The sequence below is a fragment of the Saccharibacillus sp. O23 genome (genome assembly GCF_002205895.1).
Lineage (GTDB): Bacteria > Bacillota > Bacilli > Paenibacillales > Paenibacillaceae > Saccharibacillus.
The window spans coordinates 277596-304049 of sequence record NZ_NJDE01000007.1 but is presented as its reverse complement, the minus strand read 5'-3'; the positions used below and the strand labels follow the sequence as shown (position 1 = coordinate 304049).

Genomic DNA, 26454 nt, shown 5'->3' with positions numbered 1-26454 from the left:
TACACATGAGCCTATCCAATCAACCGAACGGACGCATGCACGGAAAAGTATCGGTCGTCACCGGAGCGGGAGCCGGCATCGGCCGCGCCGCCGCTCTGCTGCTCGCGCAGGAAGGGGCGAAAGTCGCCTTGATCGACCGCGATTCGCAGTTCGTCGAGAGCACGCGCGCCGAGATCGAAGCCGCCGGAGGCGAAGCGCTGGCGCTGACCGTCGACATCTCCGTGCCCGCCCAGTATCGCGAAGCGCTGGATCGGGTCGTCGAGACCTACGGCCGGATCGATACGCTGTTCGCCAACGCCGGCATTCTGGGCGCGATCGGTCCGATCGAATCGATCGAAGACGACGAGTGGGACGAGACGATCGGCAACAACGTCAAAGGTACTTTTACCAGCGTCAAATACGCCGTTCCGCATCTGAAAAAAAGCGGCAAAGGCAGCATCGTGCTCACCAGCTCGCTCAGCGGCACGCGGGTGTTCTCGCAAAAAGGCTTCTCGGCGTACAGCACGTCCAAAGCGGCGATCGCCGCGTTCGGACAGATGGCCGCGTTCGAACTGGCGGCCTCGGATATCCGCGTCAACGTCGTGGCTCCGGGCACGATCGACACGAATATTTTCAGCAGCGAAAACAAAGAACCGGAAGCGGACAGCATGAATACGAAGCCCGTCGAATATCCGGAAGGCACCGTTCCTCTGCCGGAAGGCAACGGCAAACCGGAACAGGTCGCCAAGCTGGTGCTGTTCCTCTCTTCGGAAGATTCCGACCATATCAGCGGCGCGGTCGTGCATATCGACGGAGCGGAATCGCTGTTCGTGGGCTGAAGCCCGACGATACAGATATCCTCATCAATCTTGAAGAATCCGAGATGTAGACGGCGACCAACCGCATCTACCGTACACGCAAAAACGATGCCCTCGAATTTCCGGGGCATCGTTTTTTGGCGTCTAAACGCTTCTTTCACTTGATAATTCTTAACGAGCCGGAACCGTCACGTTCGACGCGTTCGCGAACACTCTCCGCTCAATCTCCCGTTTGCCGCCTTCGAACGCCAACTTGAACGTTTCTTCCGCCCGGATATCCTGCGACGAGAAGCCGAGCATGACGTCGAGCTGGACGTTCTCCAGCACCAGATTCATGTCGAGGTCGTGATAACCGATCGAATCGAACGCGATCTCGAATTCCAGCGAAGCGCGGCCGCCGGCCGGTATGCTGACGCGTTTGTAAGCTTTCAGTTCGCGTTCCGGTTGCAGCACGCTGGCGTACTTCTTGCGGACGTACACCTGCACGACCTGATCGCCTTCGCGGTCGCCGGCGTTCCGCACGTCCGCCGTCACCTTGATGCCGCTGTCCGTCTGCTCGAACCGCGCGTTTTCCGCTTCGAACGTCGTATAGCTCAAGCCGTAGCCGAACGGGTACAGCGGAGCCAGATCCATCTCCAGATATTTGCCGCGCCAGAACTGCTTGTGTCCGGTGGCGAGCTGCGAATAATGCACCGGCAGTTGGCCGAGCGCTTTCGGCAGCGTGACGGAGAGTTTGCCGCCCGGATTGTATGCGCCTGTCAGCGTCTCCGCGATCGCTTCCGCACCTTTCATGCCCGGTTTCCAAGCTTCGAGAATCGCGTCCATTGACTGGCTTTCTTCCAACAGTTCCAGCGGACGCGCGTTGCACAGTACCAGTACGACCGGACGTCCGGTATTTTTCAGCGCGCGCAGCAGTTTTTTCTGTTCGTGCGACAAGCAGATCTCCACGCGGTCCGTCGATTCGCCGCTGTCGTTCTCGCGTCCCATGCCGCTGGTATCGCCGCAGACGGCCACGATCACGTCGGCGTCTTTCGCCAGTTCGAGGGCCGCTTCGATCTGATCGAAATCGGCGTCGCCGTTATAATCGAACGTATCCTTGATGCCGGTCGCATAGACGACTTCCGACTGCGGCAGCGCGCTTCGGAGCGCTTCGTAGACGGTCGGCATGTCTTGGTGATACAGATCTTCGTAACGCGTGTCTTTCTTTTTGAAAAAGAGCGTCCGGGCCAGCACTTCTTCTTCCGTCAGCCCTTCCGAGTGGTAATACATGTCTTCGATATGCGCCGGGTACGAGTAGTCGCTGTAGGCGAATTCTTTGACATGGGCGAGCGGGCCGATGACGGCGACTTTGCCGAGCGAAGACTTCAGCGGCAGAAGGCCGCCATCGTTCTTGAGCAGGGTCATCGTGCGCAGCGCCATTTCTTTCGACAGCTCCACCATGTCCGGCGTACAGACCGAAGCATCGACCGCGGTTTCGTCTACGTAAGGACGATCGAACAAGCCCAGACGGAATTTGAGATCCAGCACTTTGCGAACGGCGGCGTCGACGAGTTCGAGCTGCACTTCGCCTTTTTCTACCAATCCCTGCAAGTAGCGTTCGAACATGAAGTCCAATTCGCATTCGATGCCTGCTTCGATCGCCAGCTTCACGGATTCTTCCTGCGTCTCGCAGTATTCTTGGAACGACTGGATCAATTGGATGCCGTTGCCGTCGGAGACGGTCAGTCCTTCGAAGCCGAGCTTATCCCGCAGCAGGTCGCGCAGAATATGGGAAGAAGCGTGTACCGGGATCTGGTCGATCTCGTGGTACGCCGCCATGACCGATAGCGCGCCCGCATCGCGGATCGCCGCTTCGAACGGAACCGCATACCCGTCCAGCAGCTCGCGGTCCGTGATATGTACCGGTCCGCAGTTGCGGCCGCCGTCGCTGATGCCCTGCGCCACGAAATGTTTGAGCGTCGCGATAATGCCCTGCGTCAGATCGTCGGACTGCAAGCCCTGCACGTAAGCCGCCCCGTACCGGCTGGTCAGGTACACGTCTTCGCCGAACGATTCTTCGTAACGGCCGTAGCGGTGATCGCGGATCACGTCGACGACCGGTCCGAGCGCCCAACGTTCGCCGGTCGCGATCATCTCGCGGCGCATGGCGTCGGCCATCCGGCGCACCGGTTCTTCGTCGAACATCGCGCCCGCGCCGATGTTCTGCGGGAACAGCGTATGATTGCGGCTGAGCACGCCCGACGTTGCTTCCGTCATGAACAGCACCGGAATGCCGAGCCGCGTCTTTTCCACGAAATGCTTCTGGATCGTATTCATCGCTCGCGCCATCTCGGTCGGCAGCAGATCCGTCGCTCCGCCGATCCGGCTGATATATCCGCAGCCGTGCGGCACGTTCTTGTTGGTGAGATCCTCGGAAAAAATAAAGTTCTGCACGTCCGAGATCATGCTGCCCATGCGCGCGGAAGTAAGCTGCGCGATTTTCTCTTCGAGCGTCATCTGCTCAAGCAGGTCTTCCGTGCGTTCGCGAGCGGATCGGGATGCGTCTTTATAGGTCATAATCGGATAAGTCCCCTTTCGGATATGGCTGTAACGAGTACCCTTTCAACTCTTAATCAGAGGATTACGTTTCACTAAAACGCACACGCTTATGGTGCGATTTAGGGGAACGTATCCCTACCTTTAGGGTTGACAAGGTACTCGACTGAATGTAACCGCTTTACTTTACGATTACGATTATATAAAACCTTTTCGAAAAAAGCTATGCCGCTCTTCGGAAAAAGAATATATGAATAAACGCGCAAAAAACAAACACCGCCCTCGTCGGAGAGCGGTGTTTGTTCGTATCGACCTATCGAAACGAAAACGGCCCGGCAGCGGCGGTTCCGTTTAAGGCAGCGTAATATCATCTTCGATCTTGACCGGCTGCATGAAAGCTTTCGATTTCACCAGCGGCGCGATCATCGCGGCCATCTCGCTGCGCGTGACCTTCTTGTTCGGATTCAGCGTGCCGGTGTCGGTCACCGTGATCAGACCCGCCGCGTAGGCCGCGCCGACATCGTCCAGCGCCCAGATCGGCACATTCGTAGCGCCGCCGAGGTCCATCGGAAGCGGCTGCGATTCCAGATGAGCCGCGCGAGCGACCATCGCGGCGGCTTCGGCGCGCGTAACCGGCTGTGTCGGACCGAACGTATCGCCGTCGAGATAGCCGTCATAGATGCCTAAGGCCGACAAACCGCCCACATAACGAATGGCCCAGTCGGGGATCGGGTCTTTGAAATACACGTCGAAGACGCTGCCTTTGGCATTCATGGCGCGTCCGAGAATCACCGTGAAGTCGGAACGTCCGATCTCGGCTTTCGGCCGGAACTTGCGGTCTTTGGCCGGCTTGACGATTCCTTCATTATAAAGGGTCATAATGGCGTCGCGGTTCGGATCGCGCACGATGTCGTAGAAAGGATCTTTGGCCGTCGCGGCCGGCGTGGCGGCCGACTCGGTCGGTTTGGTCGTCGGCGTTCCCGAGACAGGCGGCGTCTGGGTCGTTCCGGCGGCCGGCGTCTGCGGTGCTCCGGTCGCGGGTGTTTGCGTCGTATCCTTTGCCGGCGTCTGCGTGGTTCCCGCCGCTGGTGTTTGCGTCGTATCGGTCGTCGGCGTCTGCGGCGTCCCCGCTGCCGGCGTTTGCGACGTGTCGGTCGCCTGCGCCTGCGGCGTGCCGGTCGTCGGCGCTTCGGCCGCGATTCCGGCGGACGGCAGCGACGCGGCCAACAGCGCGGCAGCCGTCAAGCTTAGCATGGTTTTGCGAGAGTGTTTGTTGGTCGACTTGTGCATGAATGTCTTCTCCTCCTTCGTAGAGTCCGGTTTCGCTTGCGAACACGGACTTTTCCAACCTTTGGACAAAATAGCCATTACCCGTCGTATTGCTTTCAGACCCATCAACCCTTCTATTACCTTACAAAAAATGATCCGGCAATGCAAAAAAAGCAGCTCGCCCGCTTCTCGGAGCGGACGGGCTGCTTGATTGTCGCGATGCTTTAAACTTAACCGATATTCGATCGAAGCCCGTATCAGCCTTTGATCAGGTACTTGGCGATCAGGCCTGCCAATTGACCGCGTGTTACTTTGGCGTCCGCTGCTCCTGCAATTTCGATCTTCGCAGGCTCAAGGTTAGCGGCCAATCCGATCAATTCGGCGGCTTCGCCGTTCGTTACGGCTTGTTTCGCGCCGAACGATTTGCCCGAGAAGCTGCCGAGCAGATCTTTGGCTTCCAGTCCGGCTACATAGCCTGCCGCCCATGACGGAACGTTGTCCGTATACGTATGTTGGGTCGCTTTGCCGTCCAGACCCAATGCGCGGCCCACGATCGTCGCGAACTCGGCGCGCGTTACGCCGGCTTCCGGACGGAACGTGCCGTCCGCGTAACCGTTAACGAATCCTGCGGCATGCAGCGATTGGATCGCCGAAGCGTTCGCGCTGCCGGAGATGTCGGAGAACGCGTCGGCAGCCGGAGTTTCGCCCGCGGAATCTTTGCGCGGCTCGTCTTTGATGCGGCCCTCGGTCGTTTGTTTGACGGTACCTACGCTATCGAGGTGCTCGCGGAACACTTCGTAGTCGACCAGATTCAGCTCGTAATAACGTCCGTCTTCTTTGGCTGCGGCCATCGAGCGGTAGAAGTCGCCGCCGCCCGCCATATAAGAGTTCGTCGCTACGATGTAATAAGCTTTCGGATCGATCGGCGCGTATTGGCCGTTATCGCCCAGAATTTCGATATCGCTGACGCGCGAACCCTGCTGCGTCACTTCGCCGGTCACGGAGTCGATCTTTTCGCCCGGTTTGGTCGAGTCGTAAGTGAATTTCATGCCGGACACTTGTGGGAAGCGGCCTTCGCCCGTTTCCACGCCGCTTACGCCGTTTTCAAGAGCGGCTTTGATTTCCGCGCCCGTCATTTTGAGCGCGCTCAGGTTGTTGCCGAACGGCATCATGGTCAGCAGGTCGCCGAGCGCGATATCGCCTTTCGGCAGCGAAGCGCGGATGCCGCCGCTGTTTTGGATCGTCACGTACGCTTTGGCGTCGTCCAATTTCACGATGCTTTTCACTTTGGCGCGCATGCCGTCCGCGACGAGATCGCCGAGGTTCGTTTCTTGCTTGCGCACCGTGCCGCGTTCGCCGTTCAGTTCCACTTCGGATTTGCCGATCACGGTCGATTTGAGTTCTTCCAGTTTCGACGCGTATTCTTTCAGCTTCGTCGCGGTCGCTTCGTCGCCTTTGATCACGTAAGATTCGTCTTTGTTTTTGGCGTCGAGGCTGATCAGTTTGCCTTCCCATTTGGTCAGCACGCCGCTTGCGTCGAACGTCGCGTCGAGTTCGCCGAGATTCTTGTCGTATTCGCCCGTTTGCACGATCACGACCGGCGCGCTGCCGTTCTTGATCACGGTCGGCTCGTCAAGCTGCGTATGCGAGTGGCCGCCGACGATGATGTCGATGCCTTCGACCGCTTTCGCGAGCGCTTGGTCTTCCGTGTAACCCAAGTGCGACAGCACGACGATTTTGTTGACGCCTTTGGCTTCCAGATCGGCGACCGCTTTTTTCGTGCTTTCCACGTCGTCTTTGAACTTCACGGTCTCGCCCGGCGAAGCCAGAGATACCGTGTCGCTGGTCGTCAGGCCGACGATGCCGACTTTCTGTCCTTTGACGTCTTTGATGATCGACGGATAGATCTTGCCCGCCGCTCCCGGTTCGCCGATCGTCGCGTTGGCGAAGCCCGAGAGGTCTTTATCCGCGGAGAAGTCGATGTTCGCGCTCACGAACGGGAACGCCGCGTCTTTGATGAACGGAGCCAGACCGGCAGGCCCTTTGTCGAACTCGTGGTTGCCGAAGGTCATCGCGTCGTATTTAAGCTGATTCATGAAGTACAAGTCGGCGAGTCCGCCGTACTGGTTGAAATAGAGCGTGCCCGAGAACACGTCGCCTGCGTCGAGCAGGAGCGTATGGTCGTTGCGGGCCGAGTTGATCGCCGTCACGCGGCGGTCGATATTATCGAGATGGGCATGCGTGTCGTTCGTATGTAAAATTCTCAGGTCGAAGCTGCCGGACGTCGTCGTCTCGGCGGCTTGAGCGGACGTTCCGCCTAGCGCCGGCGACAAGCCGGTAACGAGGATCGCGGCTGCCAATGCAACGCGGACGTTTTTCTTGGTTTTGATTCGCTTCATGAAATCGTTGGCCTCCCTAAAAGGAATAATAGTAGCGGACTTCCAAACGCTTCTTTACTAACAAAAAACGAACAAAAATCCTTCTTCCACCCCCAATCATATAAAAATAAGCAAGCTAAAGTAAATACTTTTTGCATAAAAACGTATTCTTGAGCGAATATTTTTACAAAACCCGAACGAAGCTGTCTTGGTTATGCAAGGTCCGTTCGTTGCTTCCTCTTCTTCCGTAGCGCATAATGGACAAGATACGTGCTCGCCTCAAGCGCTGGCCGAAACAAGGAGGAATTTTCACATGACATTAAAAAGCCGCTTCGATTTCCATACCCAAATCGACCGCCTGCAGAGCGCTTCCGAGAAATGGGACGGTCGCGAGAAAATCTTCGGCGCGCCCGACGCGCTGCCGCTGTGGGTCGCGGACATGGATTTCGCCGCGCCGCAGGAAGTGCTGGACGCGCTGCATAAACGGGTGGATCACGGCGTATTCGGTTATACGTTCCGCACGCCCGAATATTTCGACGCCGTCGTCAATTGGATGCGGGATCGCCATAATTGGGAGATCGAACGCGAATGGATCACCTTCACTCCGGGTGTCGTGCCCGCGTTGGCGTTCGCCGTCGAAGCGTTCACCAAACCGGGCGACAAGATCGCGATCCAGACGCCGGTCTATCCGCCGTTTTATAATGTAGTCCGCGAAAACGGCCGCCAGTTGGTCACGAATCCGCTAAGCGTGTCCGAAGACGGCCGCTACGAGATGGATTTCGACGATCTCGAACGCAAACTGGCCGACGACGTGAAGATGCTGATTCTGTGCAGCCCGCACAATCCGGTCGGCCGGATCTGGAGCCGCTCCGATCTGGAGAAGCTGGCGGAACTGTGCGCGAAGCACGAAGTGCTGGTCGTGGCCGACGAGATCCACGCCGACCTGATCTTCGAACCGAAATCGCATATCCCGTTCGCTTCCGTCTCCGACGCGGCGCGCGATAATTGTATCGTCTGTACCGCGCCGAGCAAGACGTTCAATCTGGCCGGACTGTCCGTGTCCAACATCGTGATTCCGAGCCGCAAACTGCGCGTGACGTTCGAACGTACCGTGTCCAAGATGCACGGTCTGGGTTCGATCAGCACATTGGGCGCGACGGCGACCCAAGCCGCTTACGATCACGGCGGCGAATGGCTCGACGAACTGCTGACTTACGTACGCGGCAATATGGAATACGTGCAGGCGCAAATCGAAGAACATCTGCCCGAGCTGTCCGTCCGCCTGCCGGAAGCGACGTATCTCATGTGGATCGACTTCCGCGGCTTGAACCTGAACGCCAAAGAATTGATGCAGTTCCTGCTGCACAAAGCCGGCATCGCCTTGAACGACGGCACCATGTTCGGCGTCGAAGCCGCAGGATTCATGCGCATGAACGTCGCCTGCTCGCGCGCGATCGTCGAACAGGCGATGGAGCAGTTGAAGACGGCGGTGGCGGAACTGCGGAGCGGTCAAGCGAACTGATTTTCCGTTTCGCAATCGGATCTTATCGAAAAAAGGACTGTCCGCATCCCGATTCCGGGTATAGGGCCAGTCCTTTTTTTTATGCTTTCATTGCGTTTAGTCTTCTACGTCGTACCGCGATCCGCGCCGCTTCGCTTATTCCGACAGCGTCCCGACGGTAATCGACGGATCGGCGAAGTTTTCGACATGCCCGCTTTTTTCGTAGAAACGGATCGCGTTCGTCCGTACCCCTTCGCGCGTATAAAAAGGATCGTCCGACGCCAGCGGCAGCGAGACGCTTTCTCCGGTACTGGCGGCTTTGTAGATCGCGGCGATCGTCTCCAGCGTCGCCCGTCCGCTATGTCCGTCGATCAACGGCGCCTGCCCCGTTTCGATCGCGTTCAGCACATCGTCGATCTGCCCGGCATGGCCTTGATGCGTCAGATCCGGCAGCGCTTCGTAAGTCTCGAGAAGCTTCTGTTCGAGCGTTTCGTTCGTTTCGGGAAATCCGTTCGGCGTCGAGCGGGAAGCGCGCACTTTCCACGGAGCCGAAATACGGGCCTGTTCGCCTTGAAAAACAAGCTGCTGCTCTTCGCCGTGATGCACGACCGAGCTGGTCACCTGCGCCAGCGAACCGTTCGGATAACGCAGCAGCGCGACGGACAGATCTTCGACTTCCGCATTGTCGTGCGCTCCGTTGCTCATCATCGCCTGAATCCGTTCGGGGCGTCCCGTCATCCAGATCAGCGCGTCGATATGATGCACGGCATGATTGAGCGTGCAGCCTCCGCCTTCTTTTTCCCATGTGCCGCGCCACCACAAATCGTAATAGCAATGCCCGCGCCACCAGAACGAATCGACCTGCGCATGCAGAATCGGACCGGCCAGACCGGTATCGAGCATCCGCTTCAGCTTCATGATCGGATTCGTAAACCGGTTCTGCGCCACGACCGACAACGTCTTGCCGCTCTGCCGCGCCGCCTCGATCATCCGATCGCATTCTTCCAGCGACGAAGCCATCGGCTTCTCGACCAGCACATGACTTCCGGCATGCAGCCAATCGATCGCGGCCCGCGCATGTTCGTACGGAGGCAGACAGATCGAGACCAGATCGATATCGTCGTGCAGCAGCTCTTTGTAGTCGGTCGCGACTGTCGCGTTCAAGCCGTATTTCCGGTTCTTCGCTTCGGCTTTGTCGGGATACAGATCGCAAAGCGCCGTAATCTTGCATCGGTCGGGAAAACGCAAATATCCGTCGATATGAGCGTCGGAGATCGCGCCCGTACCGATGATCGCGATATTCAGCATAAAAAAGAAGCCTCCTTGTTCTTGACTATCCGCTTTTCCAGCATAACGGGATTCGCGAACGGATTGTGAGGCTGCGAAGTCGAAAAAATAACGCTATGTTGCGGTTATCGGGGGCTTCGTTTATAGTCGGTCTATCGACAAGAGGAGGCCGGTCCCATGATTCGTAACGGTTATCGATTCGACGAAAAACCGCTCGACTTCGTATACCGACGGAAAAGCGTCGACAACGAACATCCGGAGACGTTCCATTCCCATCTGGGCGTAGAACTGCTGTTGATTCATCAAGGGCAGGGGACTTTGATCGTCAACGGCCGCCGTTACCCGATCAAGCCGGGCATGTTCTGCGTGTTTCAACCTTATCAACTGCATCGCGTCATGCTCGATTATTCGAACGACGCCTGCTTCGAGCGTTCGCTGACCGTATTCGAGCCGACCTTGTTCGCGCCTTATTTCGAACAATGGCCGCTGCTGCGCGCGTTCTTCGATCGGCTGCGCGGAGGAGCCTTGAACGCTCCGTGCCTGTACGGGATCGAAGAAGATTCGATGCCGGCGCTTTTGTTTCGGGATTTTCAAGCCAGATCGCCGCGTATGACGGAAGCCGAACGGATCGAAGAGACTTCTTTGTTCCTGATCGAGCTGTTCCGCGCGCTGAAGCCGCTGTGGAATCTTGCGGAGAACGAAGCGGCAGCTTCTTCGCGAGTCTCGCGCCGACCGCGCCGGGCGGAAGATATTCTAAGTTGGATCGAAGCGAATTACGCGCGGCCTTACCGGTCGGACGATCTTGCCGCAGCGCTGCATTTGTCTCCTTATCATCTGTCGCATTTGTTCAAAGAAGCGGTCGGCGTCAGCATTTCGGACTACATCTCGGCGCGCCGCATCCATCAGGCCGTTATTCTGCTGACGACGACCGACAAGCCCGTGTCGCTGATCGCCGAAGAAGTCGGGCTGACGAACGTCTCGTATTTCTGCAAATGGTTCAAAGCGAACATGAACGCCACGCCGCATCAGTATCGAAAAAGATGGTTGGACGGAAGCGCGCGCGAATAGGCCTCCGAACGAATTCGGAGGCTCTTCGCCGTTTAATGCTTATCGGATGAATACGTACGCTGCGGCTTCTTCTAGCTCGAATAATCCGAAGCGTTCATCGTGCCTTTTTTGACCTGAATATAATAAGTCGTTTCTTCGGTCCGCACGTACACGTTCAGGAAAGGTTCGCTGTATACGCCGACCGACGAGACGGAGAATCGGCCCGATGCATCGGCTTGTACCGGCATTTCCTTCAGCATCTTTCCGCTCGGCATGTCTTCGAAAGATTGATCCACCTGCACCTCCAACTGCTTGTCGGCCTGATCGGCGAACCGTCCTTCCACCGACAGCGTGCCGTCGGCGCGGAAATCGGCGATCAGCGTTCGGCTGCCCAACTCAGGTTTCGCATAGACTTCCGGGAACAAATCCTCGGGCAGTTTGTCTTCGGAAGTGACCGATGTCGGCGCGCCCGAGATCTGCTTCATGACGGACTGCAAGCGCATGAGAATCACCGCCGCTTGTCCACGCGTCACGATATCTTCAGAACCGAACATCCAACTCTGGTTGCCTTCGGTTCCGCGCATATACTCGCGGGCCAGCACGTAGTTCACCGCCTCCGGGAAATCGAAATTCACGCCGTCCGCCGACGCGATCAAGCCGGCCGCGCGGTAGCGGTCGATCGGTTTGTCGCGGAATCCGCTTTTTCCCGGCTGCGCGCTGAACAGAAGCAGATTTCGGGCCGCCGCGACTTTGTAAGCTCCTTCCGCCCAATACGTTTTCTTCTTCGACGCGTACGCTTCGTCATCGATCTTGTAAGCGCGCAGCAGCATGATCAGGAACTGCGCTTCGCTCACGGAATCGTCCGGGCGGAATCTGCCGTCGGCGCCCGCGTCGGCGATTCCCGATCGCAGCGCCCACTCGATCGCGGCTTGGTCGGCGCGTCCGGCGATATCTTTAATTTTCGCGGGATCGGTCGCCGGATAACTCTTAGTTTTCAAACGCTCGAACACCCGAATCGGCACCGTGCCTCGGACTTTGCCGTCGCCGAGCGTGACTTTGTAGCTGCCGGGCTTAATCCCTTCCAGCATGCCGTCCGCGGACACTTTCAAGCCGGCGGGCGAACTGCTGGAGTAGACGATCGGCGTTTTCGGCGTTCCGGAGGTGCCGTCGTTGTAAGACGCGACAGCCTCCAGCGGAAGCTTGCTCCCCTGATTCAGGACCAGCTCTTTATATTTGGCCGACAACTTCCGGATCGTCCGCCCTTTGCCTGTCGTAAACGACCAAGTCTTATGGCGCGGCTGCGATTCGTCTTGCAGCGTATAATCGAGCTTAACGGTGTAGACGCTATAGCCGTCCAGAATGTCTTTCGGATATAAGAACACCGTGTCGCCTTGAAATTCGCGGTAATACGGAACTTCTTGCCCTTGCGAGTCCGTAATCTTGGCTTCGAACGAATCGATGTTCCGATCTGACGAAACCGAGACGATTCCGCCCGAATGTTCGACGTCGAAGCGGTCGAGCGGGTTCGGGGACTCATATCCGTAGAAACCGATATCGGCGCCTTTCATGCCGTCATAAGGGTAGACCCGCGCTTCGGGATCGGTGGAAGGATTGCCGATGAATCCGATATCGATAACGGCTGTTCCTCCTTGCAGGCCGATTCCGACTTTATCGTGCGCGATTCCCAAAATAATCGCGCGGTGATAAGCGGTGGAGAGCCAGGCATCGATCGCTGCTCGCGTCGTCGCCTGACGGAATGCCATAACCTCGCCGATTCCCCAAGATTGCCCTCGGGTCGGCCATCCTGCCGCATCGGCCCGCTCTTTGGGCGAACTTCCCGTAAATCCCGACTGTCCCGGCGTTTCGTCATGTGGCGAGTCTATTTCCGGGGCATGCAGATTGTAATAAGCCGCATGCGCCTGCGCGGCCCGAGTCAGGTTTGCATCCAGCTCCAACGGGCCGACCCCCACTTTCGCGCGAATTTCGTTCAAGTAAGCCAATCCGTCGAGCTGATCCTGCGTGAAACCTTCTTGCGACGTCGTTGCGGCCGCCGCGGCCGATGCCTGTTGCCCCGGATACGCCGGAACCGCGATCGTTACGGTCAGGACCGCCGCGAGCAGACCCGCTCCCCACTTATGCGCCGATCTCCGGCCGATCCCTTTCGGCCTGCGTTTCTTGCCGCCGTTGCTTGTGTTCATTGCGTAACTCCCCTCATAATCCCCTGTTTTCTTTTCTCTGCTAACTGACTTGCGACTGTAAAGCTTTCGCCCATTTTCCCTGAATCCCTGCTTCGGCGCAAACAAAAAAAGCTTCGAACGCGAATACGCCCGAAGCCTGCCGTCTTTAATCGTATAGCGGACCGTAGGCCGCGCAGGCCCGATAATCCGCGCTTTCCGCGTCTTTCGTTCCGAAAGCGCTCCAAGCGCTCGGCCGGAAAAGGTCAGTCGCGGCCACGTTGTGCATGTTGACCGGGATGCGCAGAATCGAAGCCAACGTGATCAGATCGGCTCCGATATGTCCGTAACTGATCGCGCAGTGATTCGATCCCCAATGTTCCATCACGCCGTATACGTCGCCGAACACGGCATCGCCTTCGATCTGATTCGGCACGAACCAAGTCGTCGGCCAAGTCGGCGTCGTGCGCAGATCGAGCGCGTCGTGCACGTCCGGCGGCAGCTCGACCGTCCAGCCTTCGGCGAGCTGAAGCACGGGACCGAGACCGTCGACCAGATTGAGGCGCGACATGGTGACCGGCATGTCACCGCGCGTGGTAAAGTCCGTCGAATACCCTCCGCCCGCAAACTGGTCCATATAAGTCGGACGCCAAGAAGTCGCGGCCAGACAAGCTTCGACTTCTTCTTCGCCGATCTCCCAATGCGGCTTCATCGCAGGCTGTCCGTCCCGCTTCTGCTCGCCGGTCCCGTCCAGCGCCGCCGGGCCGGAATTGATCAGATGCAGGAACCCGTCGGCCGCCCGGCCTTCCGGTTTGCGGCCCGTGACGCGCTCCGTCGCTTCGGGACTCCAATACGCGCGCACGTCCGCGAAGATCTGCGCCGTATGCGACAAATAATGGTTGAACAGCATCGAGATCGCGTTCAGGTTGTCGTTCTCCGTAGCGACCATGTACGGTTCGCGAATGCCGTTCCAATCGAACGAGCTGCACAGCATCGCTTCGAGGAAATCGGCGCTCGGATTATGATCCGTCCACTCGCGTTGGCCTTGGAAGCCGGAAGCGATCGCGTTATAGCCGTACGCTTCTTCTTCGAAGCCCCGCTCCGCCAGCTTCGGGTTGCCGATCATCAGGTCGCGAACGATCAGCGCCATCTTGATCGAATCGGCCCAGTTCTGTTCTTTGCGCTCCGGCGCGATCCGATCCTGCTCGTCGTTGGGATCGGGACCTTCTTTGCAGCGTTCCCGCGTCCATGCCAGCGCGCGTTCGAACTCTTCGGGATCGTAGATGCCGCTGTCGATCCGGCGCGTCACTTCCGTCATATCGACGTAAGCGTTCTTCATGCCGAGATAACGCCGGTAAAAACTTTCGTCGACGATGCATCCGGCGATGCCCATCGAGACGGTGCCGACCGACAGATACGATTTTCCGCGCAGCAGCGCGGCCGCAAAGCCCGCGCGGGCGAAGCGAAGAATCTTCTCTCCGACGTCGGCCGGAATCTCCCGTTCGTCGGGATCTTGAATATGGCGGCCGTAGATCTTGAACGCGGGCAGCCCTTTCTGGTTATGCGCGGCATGCAGCGCGGCCAGATAGACCGCGCCCGGACGCTCCGTGCCGTTGAAGCCCCATACGGCATGCGGCATGGTCTTGTCAGTCTCCATCGTCTCCAGCGGATAGCACCAGCCCGCGGCGACGGTCAAGATGACGCCGACGCCTTCGCGGCGGAAATGCTCCGCACAGCGGGACGCTTCCGGCATGCCCGAGATGCAGGTGTCGAATACGATCGTCTCGGCCGGCGTGCCGTCCGGGTTGCGGACATGGCTCTCGATGAGCCGGGCCGCTTCGCGCGCCAGTTCCATCGTCATCTCTCCGATCGCCGCTTTGACCAACTTGCGGCGATCGACGATCGGACGGATGCCGATCTTGGGAAATCCGCCCGCGTAGCGGGAATTGCTGTGCGTCATGAATGATCCTCCTCGTTCTTGAATGCAAACGTAAACGTTCGTTGCGAGCCTCGACCGATCTCGAACGCGGTTCGGCGTCAGACGCGGCTCGGCAGCAGACTCAGCGGCAGCGCGAATTCGTGTCTGCCCGGCCCGAGCACGAAAGTCCGGCGGGCGAGTTCATCCGTTCCGGAAGCTTCGCGCGTCTCTTGAGGCGAACGGCCGATTTCTTGGTCCATCCGCTCCGTAGCGATTGCTTGCGTGCCGATCCGTTCCGTGCCGACCGGCAGCACCGCTTCGGCCGAAGCGCCTTCGGGGATCCCGATCGCGAACGTCAGCCGATTGTCTTCGCGGCGCCAGCCCGAGAAGATCCGGCCGACCGGCGTGTTCAGTTCGGCTTCGATCCAGTCCAATCCGGCCGGCACGTACGGCCGGATGCCGATCTTGGCATAGCCCGGTTCCAACGGCACGATGCCGGCCAGCCTCGTATAGAACGAGGCGCCGATCCCGCCGAACATGGCGTGATCGTGCGAATGCATGCCGCCTTTGAAGCTCCACTGCTCCCAGAGCGTGGTCGCGCCCTGCTCGATCTGCCAGCCGAAACTCGGATAAGTTTTCTTCCTCAGCAGCTCGTAAGCCAGATCGATCCGGCCGTGATCGGCCAATACGTCGAGCAGATGCCGCGTGCCGTAAATACCGGTATCCAAATGGCCGCCTTTCTCTTCGATCGCCGCGACAAGGCGCGCGACCGCTCTTTCGGTCTCGGCTTCCGGCACCAGCCCGAAAGCCAGCGGCAGAAGCTGCGCCGTCTGCGAACCGCTGCCGTAGACGCCTCCTCCTTGCCCGAAGCGGCGTCCGAAGGCTGCACGAATCTCCGCCGCCAACGCTTCGAAACGCGCGGCGTCTTCCGCTTCTTCCAGCGCGGCCGCCGCTTCGGCCGCGACGCCGGCCTGCATGGCGTACAGAGCCGTATTGACCAGTTCCGGCTCTCCGAAATAATTCTCCCAGCCGTCGTCGTTCGGCGGACACCAGTCGCCGAACCCTTCGGTCACGGTATGCTCCGGCCAACGGCCGGCCAAGTATTCGATGTAAGCTTTCATCGACGGATACCCTTCGCGCAGCAGGCCGAGATCGCCGTAATGCCGATGCAGATGCCACGGCAGCGTCACGCGGTCGCCGCTCCAATCGGGATTGCTGTCGCTGCCCGCGATATCCCCTATCCATTTGCGATAATAGGCTTTCATATCGAAGTTATGGATGGAAGCTTCTTCGACGACGGCCGAATCCATGAGGCAGGGCGTCCGTTCGTCGCGCTGGCAGCAGTCCGTCGGAATGCTGACCAGATTGTTCAAGATCGAACGGCGGATATTATCCTGAATCTGTTCGAGCAGCGGATCGGAGGAGCGGAAGCTTCCGCTTTCTCGTACGTCGGCATGCACGGGCACGGCTTCGATCCGGATCAGGCCGACCGATTCCGCAGCGCGGACCTCCGCGTACCGGAAACCGTGGTACGTAAAGCGCGGCTCGTAAGATTCTTCGCCCGCGCCGTTCAAGACGTACACGTCGCGCGCTCTGGCGTTGCGGTTCGTCCACGGATCGATACGCCCCTGTTCGTCGATCAGCTCGCTGTAGGTCAGCGCGATCCGGTCTCCCGCCCGGCCGCGAACGCGGATTCTCGCCCAACCGGCGATATTTTGCCCGAAATCGTAGACCGTCACGCCCGGCTCCGGCTGATAAGCGCAGACCGGCCGAAGCGGTTCGTGCGCCCGAACCGGCGGCTGTCCGTTAGGCTGCGACGCTCCTTCGGGAGCGGGAGCCTTGACTGCAGGCTGCCATCCGGCCTGCTTCGGAAGCGTCTCGGACCTCTCGCGCGATCGCTCGGACGAATCGAGATCGGAATCGGAAGCGAAGGCCTCTTCCGAGAACGGCTCGTTCCATCCTTCCGGCAGCAGCCGGGCGTCGAACGTCTCGCCGTCGTATATATCGTGCATCAGCAGCGGTCCCGGAGCCGTGCTCCAGAATTCGTCCGTGCCGACGGTCAGTACGCTGCCGTCCGCCAGCGTCAGGTCGAGCTGCGCGATCCAAGCTTTATCGCGTTTCCATTTCCAGCCCCAGCGCGAATAATTGAAATTGTATCCGCCGCCTAGCATGGCCCCCCAGACGTTCGTCCCTTCGCGAAGCAGCTCCAACAGTTCTTCGCCTTCGTACGTATCGAACAGAAGTCTCTGTTCGTAAGGCGAATTGGCGGGAGCCAGCACCCGGTCGCCTACTTTACGCCCGTTGAGGCTCAGTTCGTACCAACCGAGCGCATAGACGCGAAGACGCGCGCCCGTCGGCTTCGAAGGCAGCTCGAACGCCCGGCGGAACAACGGCGCGTCGACCGGCAGCGGATTTTCGCAGAGCGCGGTTCTGCCGGGCGCGAGTTTCAGCCCGTTGCCCGACGGGTCGATCTCGCCGTCGTCGAAATGCAGCGTCGACGGATCGTAGAAACGGTTGACGTACAAAGCGCGGTCTTGGCCGTCGAATACGCGCAGTTCGCGGAACACGGCCGCCGAATCTGCCGCGCCGCGGAAACCGACGGTGCCGAGCGCGGCGTCATGGCCGGCGGCATCGCCCGTCAGATCCGCTTGCAGAGCTTCGCGGCCGTTCAGCGTCACGCGAACGTTCGCCCCGTCCTGCACGATGCGGACGGAGACCGAACGCATCGCCCGCGCGACCGCTTCCGCTTCGTTCGGTCCGGCTTGACGGACTTCGCCGGATTCGCCGCTTTCCGATACGCCCGAAGCGGCCGCGGAACTCCCCAATTCCGCAGCCTGCGCTCGCGCATGCTCAAGGCGCTCGCCGCTTTTCTCCGTAAGCAGCGTCACGCTTCCTTCTGCCGCGTCCAGTCTGCAAACGCGGCAGTTCGCCGCATCCCGCACGGCGAACAAAATCTCCGCGGAGCCGCCCGTTTCCGCGCTGACCTGCACCTCGAGCGCATGCATGTCCCAGCTTCGATGATCCGGCTCGGGCCGCGCGATCCAATCGGCGCGCCAATCCGCGAACGCTTCGGCGAGAACCTCTTGGCCCGCCGAAGCGTCGACGGGCGACGACCGATTCTCCTCGTGCCCCGTTACCTTTTCGTTATCCGCTCCCGTTGTCATCGCCGTTCCTCCTGTCCGTGTTCGATGTACTGCGCGGCTGCCGCCGCTTCGGCGTTCCATGCGCCGATCCGCAGATCGTCAAGCGTCTCCTCCGGCCCGGCTTCGAACGCGATCCGCCGCTTTTCTCCGGGAAGCAAGCCGAAATCGTTGTCTTCCAGATAACTGTCCCACGACGCCGGGAACCCTTCGACGATCACGCGGTAAGCCGGATAATCGCCGACGTTCTCGACCGCGATCACGCCGCCTTTTCCCCCGTATTCGATCGTCCATTCCAGCCGCGTCTCGGGCAGCCGCCGCAGCGGCGCATCCGGCAGGCTGCCGTACAAGTCGAACGCCCGGACCGCTTCTTCGCCCGGATATTCGTTCTCTTGATGCCGGTGCTCGCGTTCGAAAGCCAGCAGTTCCTCGGTCTTCGGCTGGCCGTTAAACGCGTACCAACGGTCCGACAGCAGCTTCCCGTCTTCGCCATGCAGCGACACGGCCAGCAGAAACGGCGAGATGCGCGCGAAGTCGTCCGGCAGCGCGATCGGTTCGCAAGGAAGCTCGGCCGTTTCGCCTGCTTCCAGCTTGTTTTCCCCCCAAGTCCGCGACCACAGTTTCTCCCATGAAGATCCGTACAGAACCGCCGTGACCTTCGCGCCGTTCAGCGCTTCGCGGGTGTCGTTGGCAGCGTGCAGCGAGAACCGGAAAGACTCGCCCGCCGCCCAACCTTCCGCCCGTTCGTATACGGCAAACGCGCTTCTCGGCAGGCAGGTTTGTTTGGCCCGGTAATACGACAGTTTCGGCACGCCGTAGAAATCGACCACGCCCCACGAATGGCCCGGGAACAGCTCGCTGAACTTGTAATACCAGAACCCCGTGCGTCCTCTGCCGGAGCCGGCGCGCTGCACGTCTCCCGTAAACGCGATCGAATTCCCCTGCGCGCTCTGCGAATAGAGAATGTAATCGTCCCAATTCGAAATCGGTCCGTACGCGCCGTAACGCATGACTTTGATGACGTCTTTGAGGCCGAACTGGTGAAAATGCGCTTTCCATCCCCGGCTGTTTTCCGTCGGCGGGAATACGTCAAGCTGCTCCGCCGGCATGTACCGCAGGCAGCTCTCCCGGTTGGGCTGGCTCGGAATCCCGTACTCCCCGTAGAACACGGACGGCATGCCCGACGTCGATTCTTCCAGCGGCTCGCCTCCGTGATACACGTCCCAGTTGTGCACGCTGCCTCCCCACGGGTCCGTCCGATGAAAAGGCCTCGACGGATCGAGTCCCCGGCAGCGGCGTCCGACGAGGAACAGTCCTTCGTCCGCTCCGCCGTGCGCGCCGTTCTCGTTGCCGCCGCCCCACATGACGAGGCTCGGCCGGCTCCGCAGCCGTTTCACGCTGCGCGACACTTGGCGGTCGAGCACGCCGAGATCCGTATAAGGCGAGTCCGGCGGTCCCCAACACAGCGGAAATTCCTGATAGACCATGAGCCCCTTCTCGTCGCACATCCGGTAAAAGAAATCCGATTCGACCAAGCCGCCTCCCCATGCCCGCAGCATCTGGACGCCGCCTCGCCGCGCCAACTCCAGCAGGCGTTCGTACAGCTTCTCGTCTTGTTCCAGCAGCGGGTCGGGCCAGCACCAGTTGGCGCCTTTGACGAACATCGGAACGCCGTTGACGACGAACTGCCAGCGGTACTCTTCTTCGGGCTTGGCTCCGGGCGCCGGCCGCATCTCGACGGTACGCACGCCGAACGTCGAGACGTTCTCGTGAAGCAGGCGCGGCGAAGTACCGCCGTCCGCCGGGTTCGACCGCTTCGGCTTCGCCGACACGCGGATCGCAAGCTCGTAGAGAGCCGGATCGCCGTATCCGCTGGGCCACCAGAGTTCGGGGTCCGGCAGCGTGACGGAAGCGGCGAAGCGGCCGAGGCCGTATTCGATCTCGGCTTCGGCGAGGAAGCGAAGTTCGTCGGACGACCGCGAAGCGAGCGAACGAATGAGCAGCTCTACCTCGACCTCCGTCCGTTCCGCCAGCAGGCTGTCCAATCCGTATTCGATCCGAAGCTTCGCCCCTTCTTCGCCGATCGACTCCGTGACGACGTACGGATCGACCGCCGAGACGTCGGGTTCGGCCGTCACGACCACGCCTTGCCAGATGCCGAGCGAGACCAGATGGCCGTAATGCCAGCCGAAGCCGGGACTGCCTTTGAGTTTGCCGTTCCAAGACTGCGGCGCTTGATCGATGCGCACGACCAGTTCGTTGACGCCGTCTTCGCCGAAGTTCGCAAGACCGGAGATATCCAGATCCGGGCCGCCGAACATGCCGGCATGATGGCCGAGCGGCTGTCCGTTCAGGAAAATGCTGCCCGAGTAATCGAGGCCGCCGAAACGCAGCGTCAGCCGGCGGCCGCGCCAGATTTCCGGCAGCTCGAACGTTTTCGCGAACCACCAATCCTGCCGCTCGACCCGGGTTCTGCGAAACCAAGCCGGGAACTCTTTCGGTTCCCCGTGCTCTTCCAACTCGTCGATCGTATTCGTATTCCAATGCGGATCGGGCAGCTTGCCGAGTTCGATCAGCGCTTTCTGCACCGTCGAAGGCACCGTTACTTCGTCCCAATCCCCGCGGTCGAAACCGACGCCGTACCATTTGGCCGCCATGCCCGGACTGTCTTTGCCTCTGCGTCCGAACCAGCCGGTAAACGGAGCCGGGTCGCCGGGATCCGCCGGATCGCAGCTTTTCATTTTCCAGATGCCGGATAAGGACAGCGATTCTTTGCCCGAAGCGGGATCGAGGAAGACGCGATCGTTCTCCGGATCGGTATTCCGATTCGAAGAGCGCGCTTCCGATTCTCGATTCGGCGCTCTGCCTGCCTTCGGCATCGTTTGCGTTCGCTTGAAGTCGAGCGCGCGAGCGGGCAGGCGAAACTCCGCTTCGACCCGCGCGTCGCCGTGCAGCGAGGAGCGTCTATAAGCCTCGTCTTGCACCTCGTCGAGATAGCGGACCTTTTCGTTTTCGCCGGCAAGCCGCTCCGCGGTCGGCCTAGATGAATCTGTCATGACGTTCGGCTCCTTTCGTTTGCTTTTCTCGCGTGCCGCTTCGGCGGCTCGCAGGCTGCCGGGCTCGGATCATGCCGGGCCGTCCAGCAGAAACCGCAGCGTCGCGTCCGTCGAACCCGGCAAATATTCGTGTCCGTGATCGGGATAGATTCGCAGGCTTTTCGGCGCGGAGATCTTGTTGTAAGCGGCAAACTGGGCGGACGGCGGGCATAACGCGTCCATCAAGCCCGTCTGCATCATTACTTCGCCGCGAATCCGATCGGTCAGATGCTGCACGTCGATATAACCGAGCTTGCGAAAGATCTCGTCTTCGCGTTCGTGCAGCGGATCGTAATTGCGGAAAAAGTCGCTAAGCTCCTGATACACGCCTTTCGCCAGATCCATCTCCCAGACGCGGCGGTAATCGCAGAGGAAGGGGAAAATCGGCGCGACGCGGGAAATTCTCGGCTCCAACGCGGCGCAGACCAGCGCCAACGCCCCGCCCTGCGAACCTCCCGCCGCATAAACGCGCGCGGGATCGGCTTCCGGCAGTCCGAACGCGATCCGCGCAAGCTGCGCGGTATCGAGAAACACCTGCCGGAACAGCAGATTGTCCGGGTGGTCGTCCAGGCCGCGGACGACATGCCCGTGCAGCGTCGGCCCTTTGACGCCGCCCATGTCTTCGGAGAAGCCGGCTTGTCCGCGGCAGTCCATCGCCAGCACCGAGAAACCGAGCGAGGCGTAGCTCAGTTTGTCGTGCCATTCGCCGGCGCTACCGGAGTAGCCGTGGAACAGCAGCACGACGGGATGAGGTTCCGGCGCGTCCAGCGGCCGGACGTATTTGGCGTGGATGCGCGCTCCGCGCACGCCGCGGAAATACAGGTCGAAACATTCGGCGCGTTCGGTACGGAAATCGCTCGGCACGAATTCGGCCTGCGGATCGACCGCGCGCAGTTCTTCCATGGCGCGTTCCCAATATTCGCCGTGATCCTCGGGCTTGGGGTTGATTCCTTGATACTGCCGCATCTCGTTCAGCGGCATATCGACAAGAGGCATTCGGGGTTCTCCTTTCGCAATCGGCCGCACGGCCGCGATAAAAGATCGCGGCGCTCCCGGTTTCCCGAACAGCGCCGCTTGTTTTGTTGCCGTATGTGCGATGCCGGATCTTCGATCCGCGCGTCTTTTTACAATCCGTGCTCGCTTCTCAGACGCTGCACTTCGCCGTTATAGAACTCGGTGAAGTCGTCCGCTCCCGCTTTTTTGAACGAATCGAGCGCGGCTTGTTTGGCTTTGTCGAACGAAGCGTCGTCTTTGGACAAGATGATCTTCGCCGCTTCGCGGGCCGCCAGTTCCTTAAGCGAAGCTTCCTGCTTCTTGCGGTCTTCCGGCAGCACGACGCCCGGTACGGTGGTGCTCTTCAGAATCTCTTCGTCGGACAAGCCGTTCATCCATGTCGTGTACGTGTCGAGCTTGCCTTCGTCGATCATCTTCTGGAACACTTGGCCGGAATATTTGGCGCCGTAATGCTGGGCGAAGTCTTTTTCCAGCACGGTCGCCGCTTTCTCCAGCGCTTCTTCCGACGTGAACAGGTCGATCGGCTGTTTGTCGTTCGGGTTGACGAAGTCGCCGCCCAGACCGATGATGTTGCGGTCGAGCGACAGGCCCGACGCTTCGTAGTCCGCTCCGCCTTTGGCTTTGAGCGCCAGCGTTTCGGCAGTCAGCTTCGGCACGCCGTTTTCCATTTTCCAATGTTGGCCTTCGATGCCGTTGTACATGGTGCGAGCGCCTTCGTACGAGTAGATGTAGTTCAGGAACTCCATCGCTTTTTCGGGATTTTTCGAACTCTTCGAGATGCTGTACGATTTGTCCGACCAACCGATCGGGTTGACTTGGCCCGTCCAAGCCAGCTTGCCGGCCGGCACGACGATATAGCCTTTGCCGTCTTCGGTATGCTGCGCGTTGAAGTCGCCCATCGCCCAAGTCGCCGGTCCGACGACGATCTGTCCGGAAGTCGCTTTCGCCATGTAATCGTTGTTTTTCATCGTCAAAGAGTCGGGGTCGAGCAGGCCTTTACGGTAGGCTTTGTTATAGAAGTCCATCGCCGTCCAGAAGTTCGACGATTCGTCCGTCAGCACGCTGATGAAGTCGCTGGTGCCGACCTTCGCGGCCGTCAAGTCGCTGGTCGCTCCCGTTACTTCGGTAAACGTGATCGGCGGGATCAGGTACGGCCAGATGCCCCAGTCCTGCCACATCGATACGCCGTAGACCGGTTTGCCGTCGTCCGTTTTCGGATGCTTGGCGACGATTTGTTCCACCGCGCTCAGCAGGTCGTCCATCGTGTTGATTTCCGGCGCGCCGATCTCTTTGTACCAATCCCAACGGATCGTAGGGCCGATCGTGATCGGCTGCACGGATTTGCCCGGTTTCGGTTGGACTTGCGGCGGCAGGAAGTACAGCTTGTCCGTGCCGTTGCTCCAGTTCTTTTTGCTGTAATCGACGACGGTCGGGATATTCGCCGAGATGTCTTTGCCTTTGTCGGCCAACATGTCGTCCATCGGAACGATCAGCCCGCCTTCGATCAGCTGCTTCTGGTATTTGATCGGGTCGGCACGCACGATGTCCGGAAGATCGCCGCCGGCGAGCAGCACGTTAAACTTGTTTTCGTCCGCTTCCACGTATTCGATCTTGACGCCGACTTTTTTCGCGATTTCTTTCATGACGTCGCTGTCTTGATGCGAGTTCCAAGTGGTGCCCGGTTCCATGACCAACACGCGCAGCGTGGTCAGTTGGTCGGACCCTCCTTCGGCTGTCGTACCGTTTTCCCCCGTCGTAGCCGCGGTTCCCGATGTGCCGCTCGTGCCGCCGGAACAGGCGGACACCAGCATCGACATCATCAGCAGCGCCGGAAGCGCCAGGCGAAATCCCGCTTTTTTTCTCATACGTTGACCCTCCTCTGGATATGGATCTTATGACTATCGGCATCCTGTTCAACGAGACAAGCTGCTGGAATGCCGTCTAATCCGAAAGCGATAGGCGACGAAGCGGCGGGCAGTCGGCGTATGACCTTAACCTTTGACCGCGCCGATCATGATGCCTTTGACGAAATAACGTTGAAGCAGCGGATAGACCAGTACGATCGGCAGCGTGACCAACATGGTGATCGTCATGCGGATCGACTGCGGCGTGAGCGTTCGGACCATGTCGCCCCGCGTCAACTGCTCGGTGCTCATGTTCGACAAGCTGCTGGACTGGTTCAGGAAATTATAGAGCACCAATTGCAGCGTCTGAAGCTTCGGATTCTCGACCAAGAAGAAGTTATCGAACCATGTATTCCATTGTCCCACGGCGGAGAAGATGGCGATGGTCGCGACGATCGGCATGGACAGCGGGAAGATGATGCTCGTGAATACCCGGAAATACCCCGCGCCGTCGATCTTCGCCGATTCTTCGAGCGAAGGCGGAAGCTGCTCGATGAACGTCTTGATCAGGATAATGTTGAAGCCCGAGATCGCGGTAGGCAGAATGTAGAGCAGGAAATTGTTCTGCAAGCCGTATGTCTTCATCGTCAGGTACCACGGAATGAAGCCGGCGTTGAAATACATCGTGATCAGCACGAACCGGTAGATGAAGCGCCGGAACGGAAGCTCGTTCTTGGTGATCAGATAAGCGAAGAAGGAGCAGCTCAGTACCGTGATGATCGTACCGAGAATGGTCCGTCCCAGCGTGACGATCGCCGCGTCGGCGATGCCGGGAAGCTGAACCGTCGTCTTGTAGGCTTCCAGCGAGAAGCCGGCCGGCCAGAGATAGACGCCTTTCTGCGCTTCGATCGAATCGCTGATCGAATAGATGAAGATGTAATAGAACGGATAGATGGTCACGATGACGAGCAGGCTGAGAAACGTGTAGTTGAATACGGTGAACGCGACGTCTTTCCAATCGATATGTCTGCGGGTCCGTTCCGGCTTTAGGTTGGCGGATGTGGTCATGACGGTCTCCTTTCCGAAAACTCAGATGATGCTCTGGCCGCGAACTTTTTTGGACAGGGCGTTGACGGTGAACAGAAGCAGGACGCTGATCAAAGTCTTGAAAATGCCGACTGCGGTGGAGTACGAGTAGTCGCCGGTCACGAGGCCCAGCCGGTACACGTAGAGGTCGAGCACTTCGATCCGGTCGGCGATCATCACGTTGCTGAATACGAGATATTGTTCGAAGCCCGCCGAGAGCAGGTTGCTGACCGACAGCAGCAGCAGCACGATGAACGTCGGCATGATGCTCGGAAGCGTGATATGCCAGATCATCCGGAACCGTCCGGCTCCGTCGACCTTGGCCGCGTCGTACTGTTCGGCGTCGATGCCGACGATGGCGGCCAAGTAAATGATCGCGCTCCAGCCGACCGATTTCCAGAGCAGTAGCAGCGTCTGCACCGTCCATACCCGGTCGTAGTTGCCGAGCACGTCTACCGGCGCGCCGGGGATGCCCATCTTCATCATGATCGAGTTGACCGCGCCTTCCGTGCTGAACATGCTGAACGCCAGCGAGAACACGATGATCCAACTGATGTAGTTCGGCAGCGTCGAGACGGTCTGCACGAGGCGCTTGAACCATTCGGTCTTGACCTCAGACAGCATGATCGCGAACAGCAGCGGGATCGGAGAGGTCAGGATGGACAGCAGGCTGAGCGCCAGCGTGTTGATCAGCACCGGTCCCATGCGAGGGTCGGAGAGCATGTTGCGGAAATTCTCCAGCCCGATAAAAGGCGTCTGGTCGAGCGGGATGCCCGGCCGGTAATCGAAGAAAGCGTAGATCCAGCCGAATAACGGCACGTAACTGAAAGCGATCGTGAAGATCACGAACGGCAGCGCCATCAGGAGCAGCTTGATTCCGTCTTTGCGAAACAGCTTGGTTTTGCGGCCTTCGGCCTGCTTTTTGGCGGCGTACGTGAATGCCATAGCGACTCTCCTTTTTGCGCCGGGTTCCCGTGCCTGATCTTTTTCGGGCAGGAAACGGAAGGAACCCGCGACGAGCGATGTTGGATACTAATACCCTTTCAACTCTTAATCAGAGGTTTACGTTTCAGTGGAGCGTAACCTTACCTTTAGCGTTGATAAGGGACGAGATGAAGTTGAACGTTAAGGTTTCAGCGATTGCTGTTGAGTTAATGATAGCGCTTTCCAAGAGCGTAAAGCCTGAAAGATCCGGCGTTCTACTTGAAATATCCGAAGCTCTTCGGCAGGCGCTTGAACGATTCGACGATCGAGTTGAACAAATAGCGGGCAAGCAGGCATCGAAGCCGTTCGCGGCCGAAGATCAGCGTGCGCCGCAGATGCAAAAAAAGGCCTCGCGCCGTTCGGCGCGGGCCGGGAAAGCCGCGAA

Annotated in this window: 16 protein-coding genes; 3 read left to right on the top strand and 13 right to left on the bottom strand. The window is 59.3% G+C overall.

Translation table 11 applies throughout. From position 1 onward, the window contains the following. Window positions 1-5: 5 nt before the first annotated feature. Window positions 6-818 carry an SDR family oxidoreductase gene (locus CDO73_RS09920; protein ID WP_088488363.1) on the top strand — a complete coding sequence of 271 codons (813 nt, stop codon included), beginning with the start codon at window positions 6-8 and terminating at the stop codon, window positions 816-818. 150 nt (window positions 819-968) lie between these two features. Here CDO73_RS09920 and CDO73_RS09915 read toward each other — a convergent pair whose 3' ends face one another. The 3 genes from CDO73_RS09915 to CDO73_RS09905 form a co-directional block, all read right to left on the bottom strand. Further along, window positions 969-3353 carry a glycoside hydrolase family 3 N-terminal domain-containing protein gene (locus tag CDO73_RS09915; RefSeq protein ID WP_088488362.1) on the bottom strand — a complete coding sequence of 795 codons (2385 nt, stop codon included), beginning with the start codon at window positions 3351-3353 and terminating at the stop codon, window positions 969-971. A 330-nt stretch (window positions 3354-3683) separates the two neighbouring features. Continuing rightward, a complete protein-coding gene (locus CDO73_RS09910) occupies window positions 3684-4622 on the bottom strand; it encodes an S-layer homology domain-containing protein (protein WP_088488361.1) in 939 nt (312 codons plus the stop codon). A 236-nt stretch (window positions 4623-4858) separates the two neighbouring features. Then, window positions 4859-7000: a 5'-nucleotidase C-terminal domain-containing protein gene (locus CDO73_RS09905; protein ID WP_088488360.1), complete on the bottom strand. Its 2142-nt coding sequence runs from the start codon at window positions 6998-7000 to the stop codon at window positions 4859-4861. Between the two features lie 292 nt (window positions 7001-7292). On the opposite strand from CDO73_RS09905, the gene CDO73_RS09900 reads away from it, so the two are divergent. Further along, window positions 7293-8501, top strand: coding sequence for a MalY/PatB family protein (locus CDO73_RS09900; RefSeq protein ID WP_088488359.1), 1209 nt, complete (start codon window positions 7293-7295; stop codon window positions 8499-8501). A 135-nt stretch (window positions 8502-8636) separates the two neighbouring features. Here CDO73_RS09900 and CDO73_RS09895 read toward each other — a convergent pair whose 3' ends face one another. Then, window positions 8637-9788, bottom strand: a complete 1152-nt coding sequence (locus CDO73_RS09895) for a Gfo/Idh/MocA family protein (RefSeq protein WP_088488358.1) — start codon at window positions 9786-9788, stop codon at window positions 8637-8639. Between the two features lie 156 nt (window positions 9789-9944). Between CDO73_RS09895 and CDO73_RS09890 the strand changes: the two genes are divergently transcribed. Further along, window positions 9945-10835, top strand: a complete 891-nt coding sequence (locus CDO73_RS09890; protein WP_088488357.1) for an AraC family transcriptional regulator — start codon at window positions 9945-9947, stop codon at window positions 10833-10835. 71 nt (window positions 10836-10906) lie between these two features. Here the strand turns inward: CDO73_RS09890 and CDO73_RS09885 are convergent, their stop codons facing one another. The 9 genes from CDO73_RS09885 to CDO73_RS27180 form a co-directional block, all read right to left on the bottom strand. Continuing rightward, entirely contained in the window at window positions 10907-13012 is a 2106-nt protein-coding gene (locus CDO73_RS09885) for a CAP domain-containing protein (RefSeq protein ID WP_088488356.1), read from the bottom strand. Window positions 13013-13157: 145 nt separating this feature from the next. After that, window positions 13158-14948 (bottom strand): L-fucose isomerase, encoded by a 1791-nt coding sequence (locus tag CDO73_RS09880; protein WP_088488355.1) that lies wholly within the window; start codon window positions 14946-14948, stop codon window positions 13158-13160. Between the two features lie 77 nt (window positions 14949-15025). Continuing rightward, complete coding sequence (locus tag CDO73_RS09875) at window positions 15026-18070, bottom strand: alpha-L-rhamnosidase (RefSeq protein WP_179218656.1); 3045 nt, start codon at window positions 18068-18070, stop codon at window positions 15026-15028. After that, a complete protein-coding gene (locus CDO73_RS09870) occupies window positions 18067-21102 on the bottom strand; it encodes a glycoside hydrolase family 2 protein (protein WP_088488353.1) in 3036 nt (1011 codons plus the stop codon). The genes CDO73_RS09875 and CDO73_RS09870 overlap by 4 nt, the downstream gene beginning before the upstream one ends. A gap of 69 nt (window positions 21103-21171) precedes the next feature. Next, window positions 21172-22137: an alpha/beta fold hydrolase gene (locus CDO73_RS09865; RefSeq protein ID WP_088488352.1), complete on the bottom strand. Its 966-nt coding sequence runs from the start codon at window positions 22135-22137 to the stop codon at window positions 21172-21174. Window positions 22138-22265: 128 nt separating this feature from the next. Beyond that, window positions 22266-24020: an extracellular solute-binding protein gene (locus CDO73_RS09860; RefSeq protein ID WP_088488351.1), complete on the bottom strand. Its 1755-nt coding sequence runs from the start codon at window positions 24018-24020 to the stop codon at window positions 22266-22268. 126 nt (window positions 24021-24146) lie between these two features. Next, window positions 24147-25067, bottom strand: a complete 921-nt coding sequence (locus CDO73_RS09855) for a carbohydrate ABC transporter permease (protein ID WP_088488350.1) — start codon at window positions 25065-25067, stop codon at window positions 24147-24149. Window positions 25068-25088: 21 nt separating this feature from the next. Then, a complete protein-coding gene (locus CDO73_RS09850) occupies window positions 25089-26030 on the bottom strand; it encodes an ABC transporter permease (RefSeq protein WP_088488349.1) in 942 nt (313 codons plus the stop codon). A gap of 254 nt (window positions 26031-26284) precedes the next feature. After that, on the bottom strand, window positions 26285-26410 hold the full coding sequence (locus CDO73_RS27180) for a hypothetical protein (protein WP_256972638.1): 126 nt from the start codon (window positions 26408-26410) through the stop codon (window positions 26285-26287). Window positions 26411-26454 lie beyond the last annotated feature (44 nt).

Bases quoted from the DNA above. Each gene is read 5' to 3' on its own strand.
- CDO73_RS09895 (WP_088488358.1), bottom strand. From the start codon at position 9,788: ATGCTGAATATCGCGATCATCGGTACGGGCGCGATCTCCGACGCTCAT.
- CDO73_RS09890 (WP_088488357.1), top strand. From the start codon at position 9,945: ATGATTCGTAACGGTTATCGATTCGACGAAAAACCGCTCGACTTCGTA.
- CDO73_RS09870 (WP_088488353.1), bottom strand. From the start codon at position 21,102: ATGACAGATTCATCTAGGCCGACCGCGGAGCGGCTTGCCGGCGAAAAC.
- CDO73_RS09900 (WP_088488359.1), top strand. From the start codon at position 7,293: ATGACATTAAAAAGCCGCTTCGATTTCCATACCCAAATCGACCGCCTG.
- CDO73_RS09855 (WP_088488350.1), bottom strand. From the start codon at position 25,067: ATGACCACATCCGCCAACCTAAAGCCGGAACGGACCCGCAGACATATC.
- CDO73_RS09920 (WP_088488363.1), top strand. From the start codon at position 6: ATGAGCCTATCCAATCAACCGAACGGACGCATGCACGGAAAAGTATCG.
- CDO73_RS09880 (WP_088488355.1), bottom strand. From the start codon at position 14,948: ATGACGCACAGCAATTCCCGCTACGCGGGCGGATTTCCCAAGATCGGC.
- CDO73_RS09905 (WP_088488360.1), bottom strand. From the start codon at position 7,000: ATGAAGCGAATCAAAACCAAGAAAAACGTCCGCGTTGCATTGGCAGCC.
- CDO73_RS09885 (WP_088488356.1), bottom strand. From the start codon at position 13,012: ATGAACACAAGCAACGGCGGCAAGAAACGCAGGCCGAAAGGGATCGGC.
- CDO73_RS09915 (WP_088488362.1), bottom strand. From the start codon at position 3,353: ATGACCTATAAAGACGCATCCCGATCCGCTCGCGAACGCACGGAAGAC.
- CDO73_RS09850 (WP_088488349.1), bottom strand. From the start codon at position 26,030: ATGGCATTCACGTACGCCGCCAAAAAGCAGGCCGAAGGCCGCAAAACC.
- CDO73_RS09860 (WP_088488351.1), bottom strand. From the start codon at position 24,020: ATGAGAAAAAAAGCGGGATTTCGCCTGGCGCTTCCGGCGCTGCTGATG.
- CDO73_RS09865 (WP_088488352.1), bottom strand. From the start codon at position 22,137: ATGCCTCTTGTCGATATGCCGCTGAACGAGATGCGGCAGTATCAAGGA.
- CDO73_RS09875 (WP_179218656.1), bottom strand. From the start codon at position 18,070: ATGACAACGGGAGCGGATAACGAAAAGGTAACGGGGCACGAGGAGAAT.
- CDO73_RS09910 (WP_088488361.1), bottom strand. From the start codon at position 4,622: ATGCACAAGTCGACCAACAAACACTCTCGCAAAACCATGCTAAGCTTG.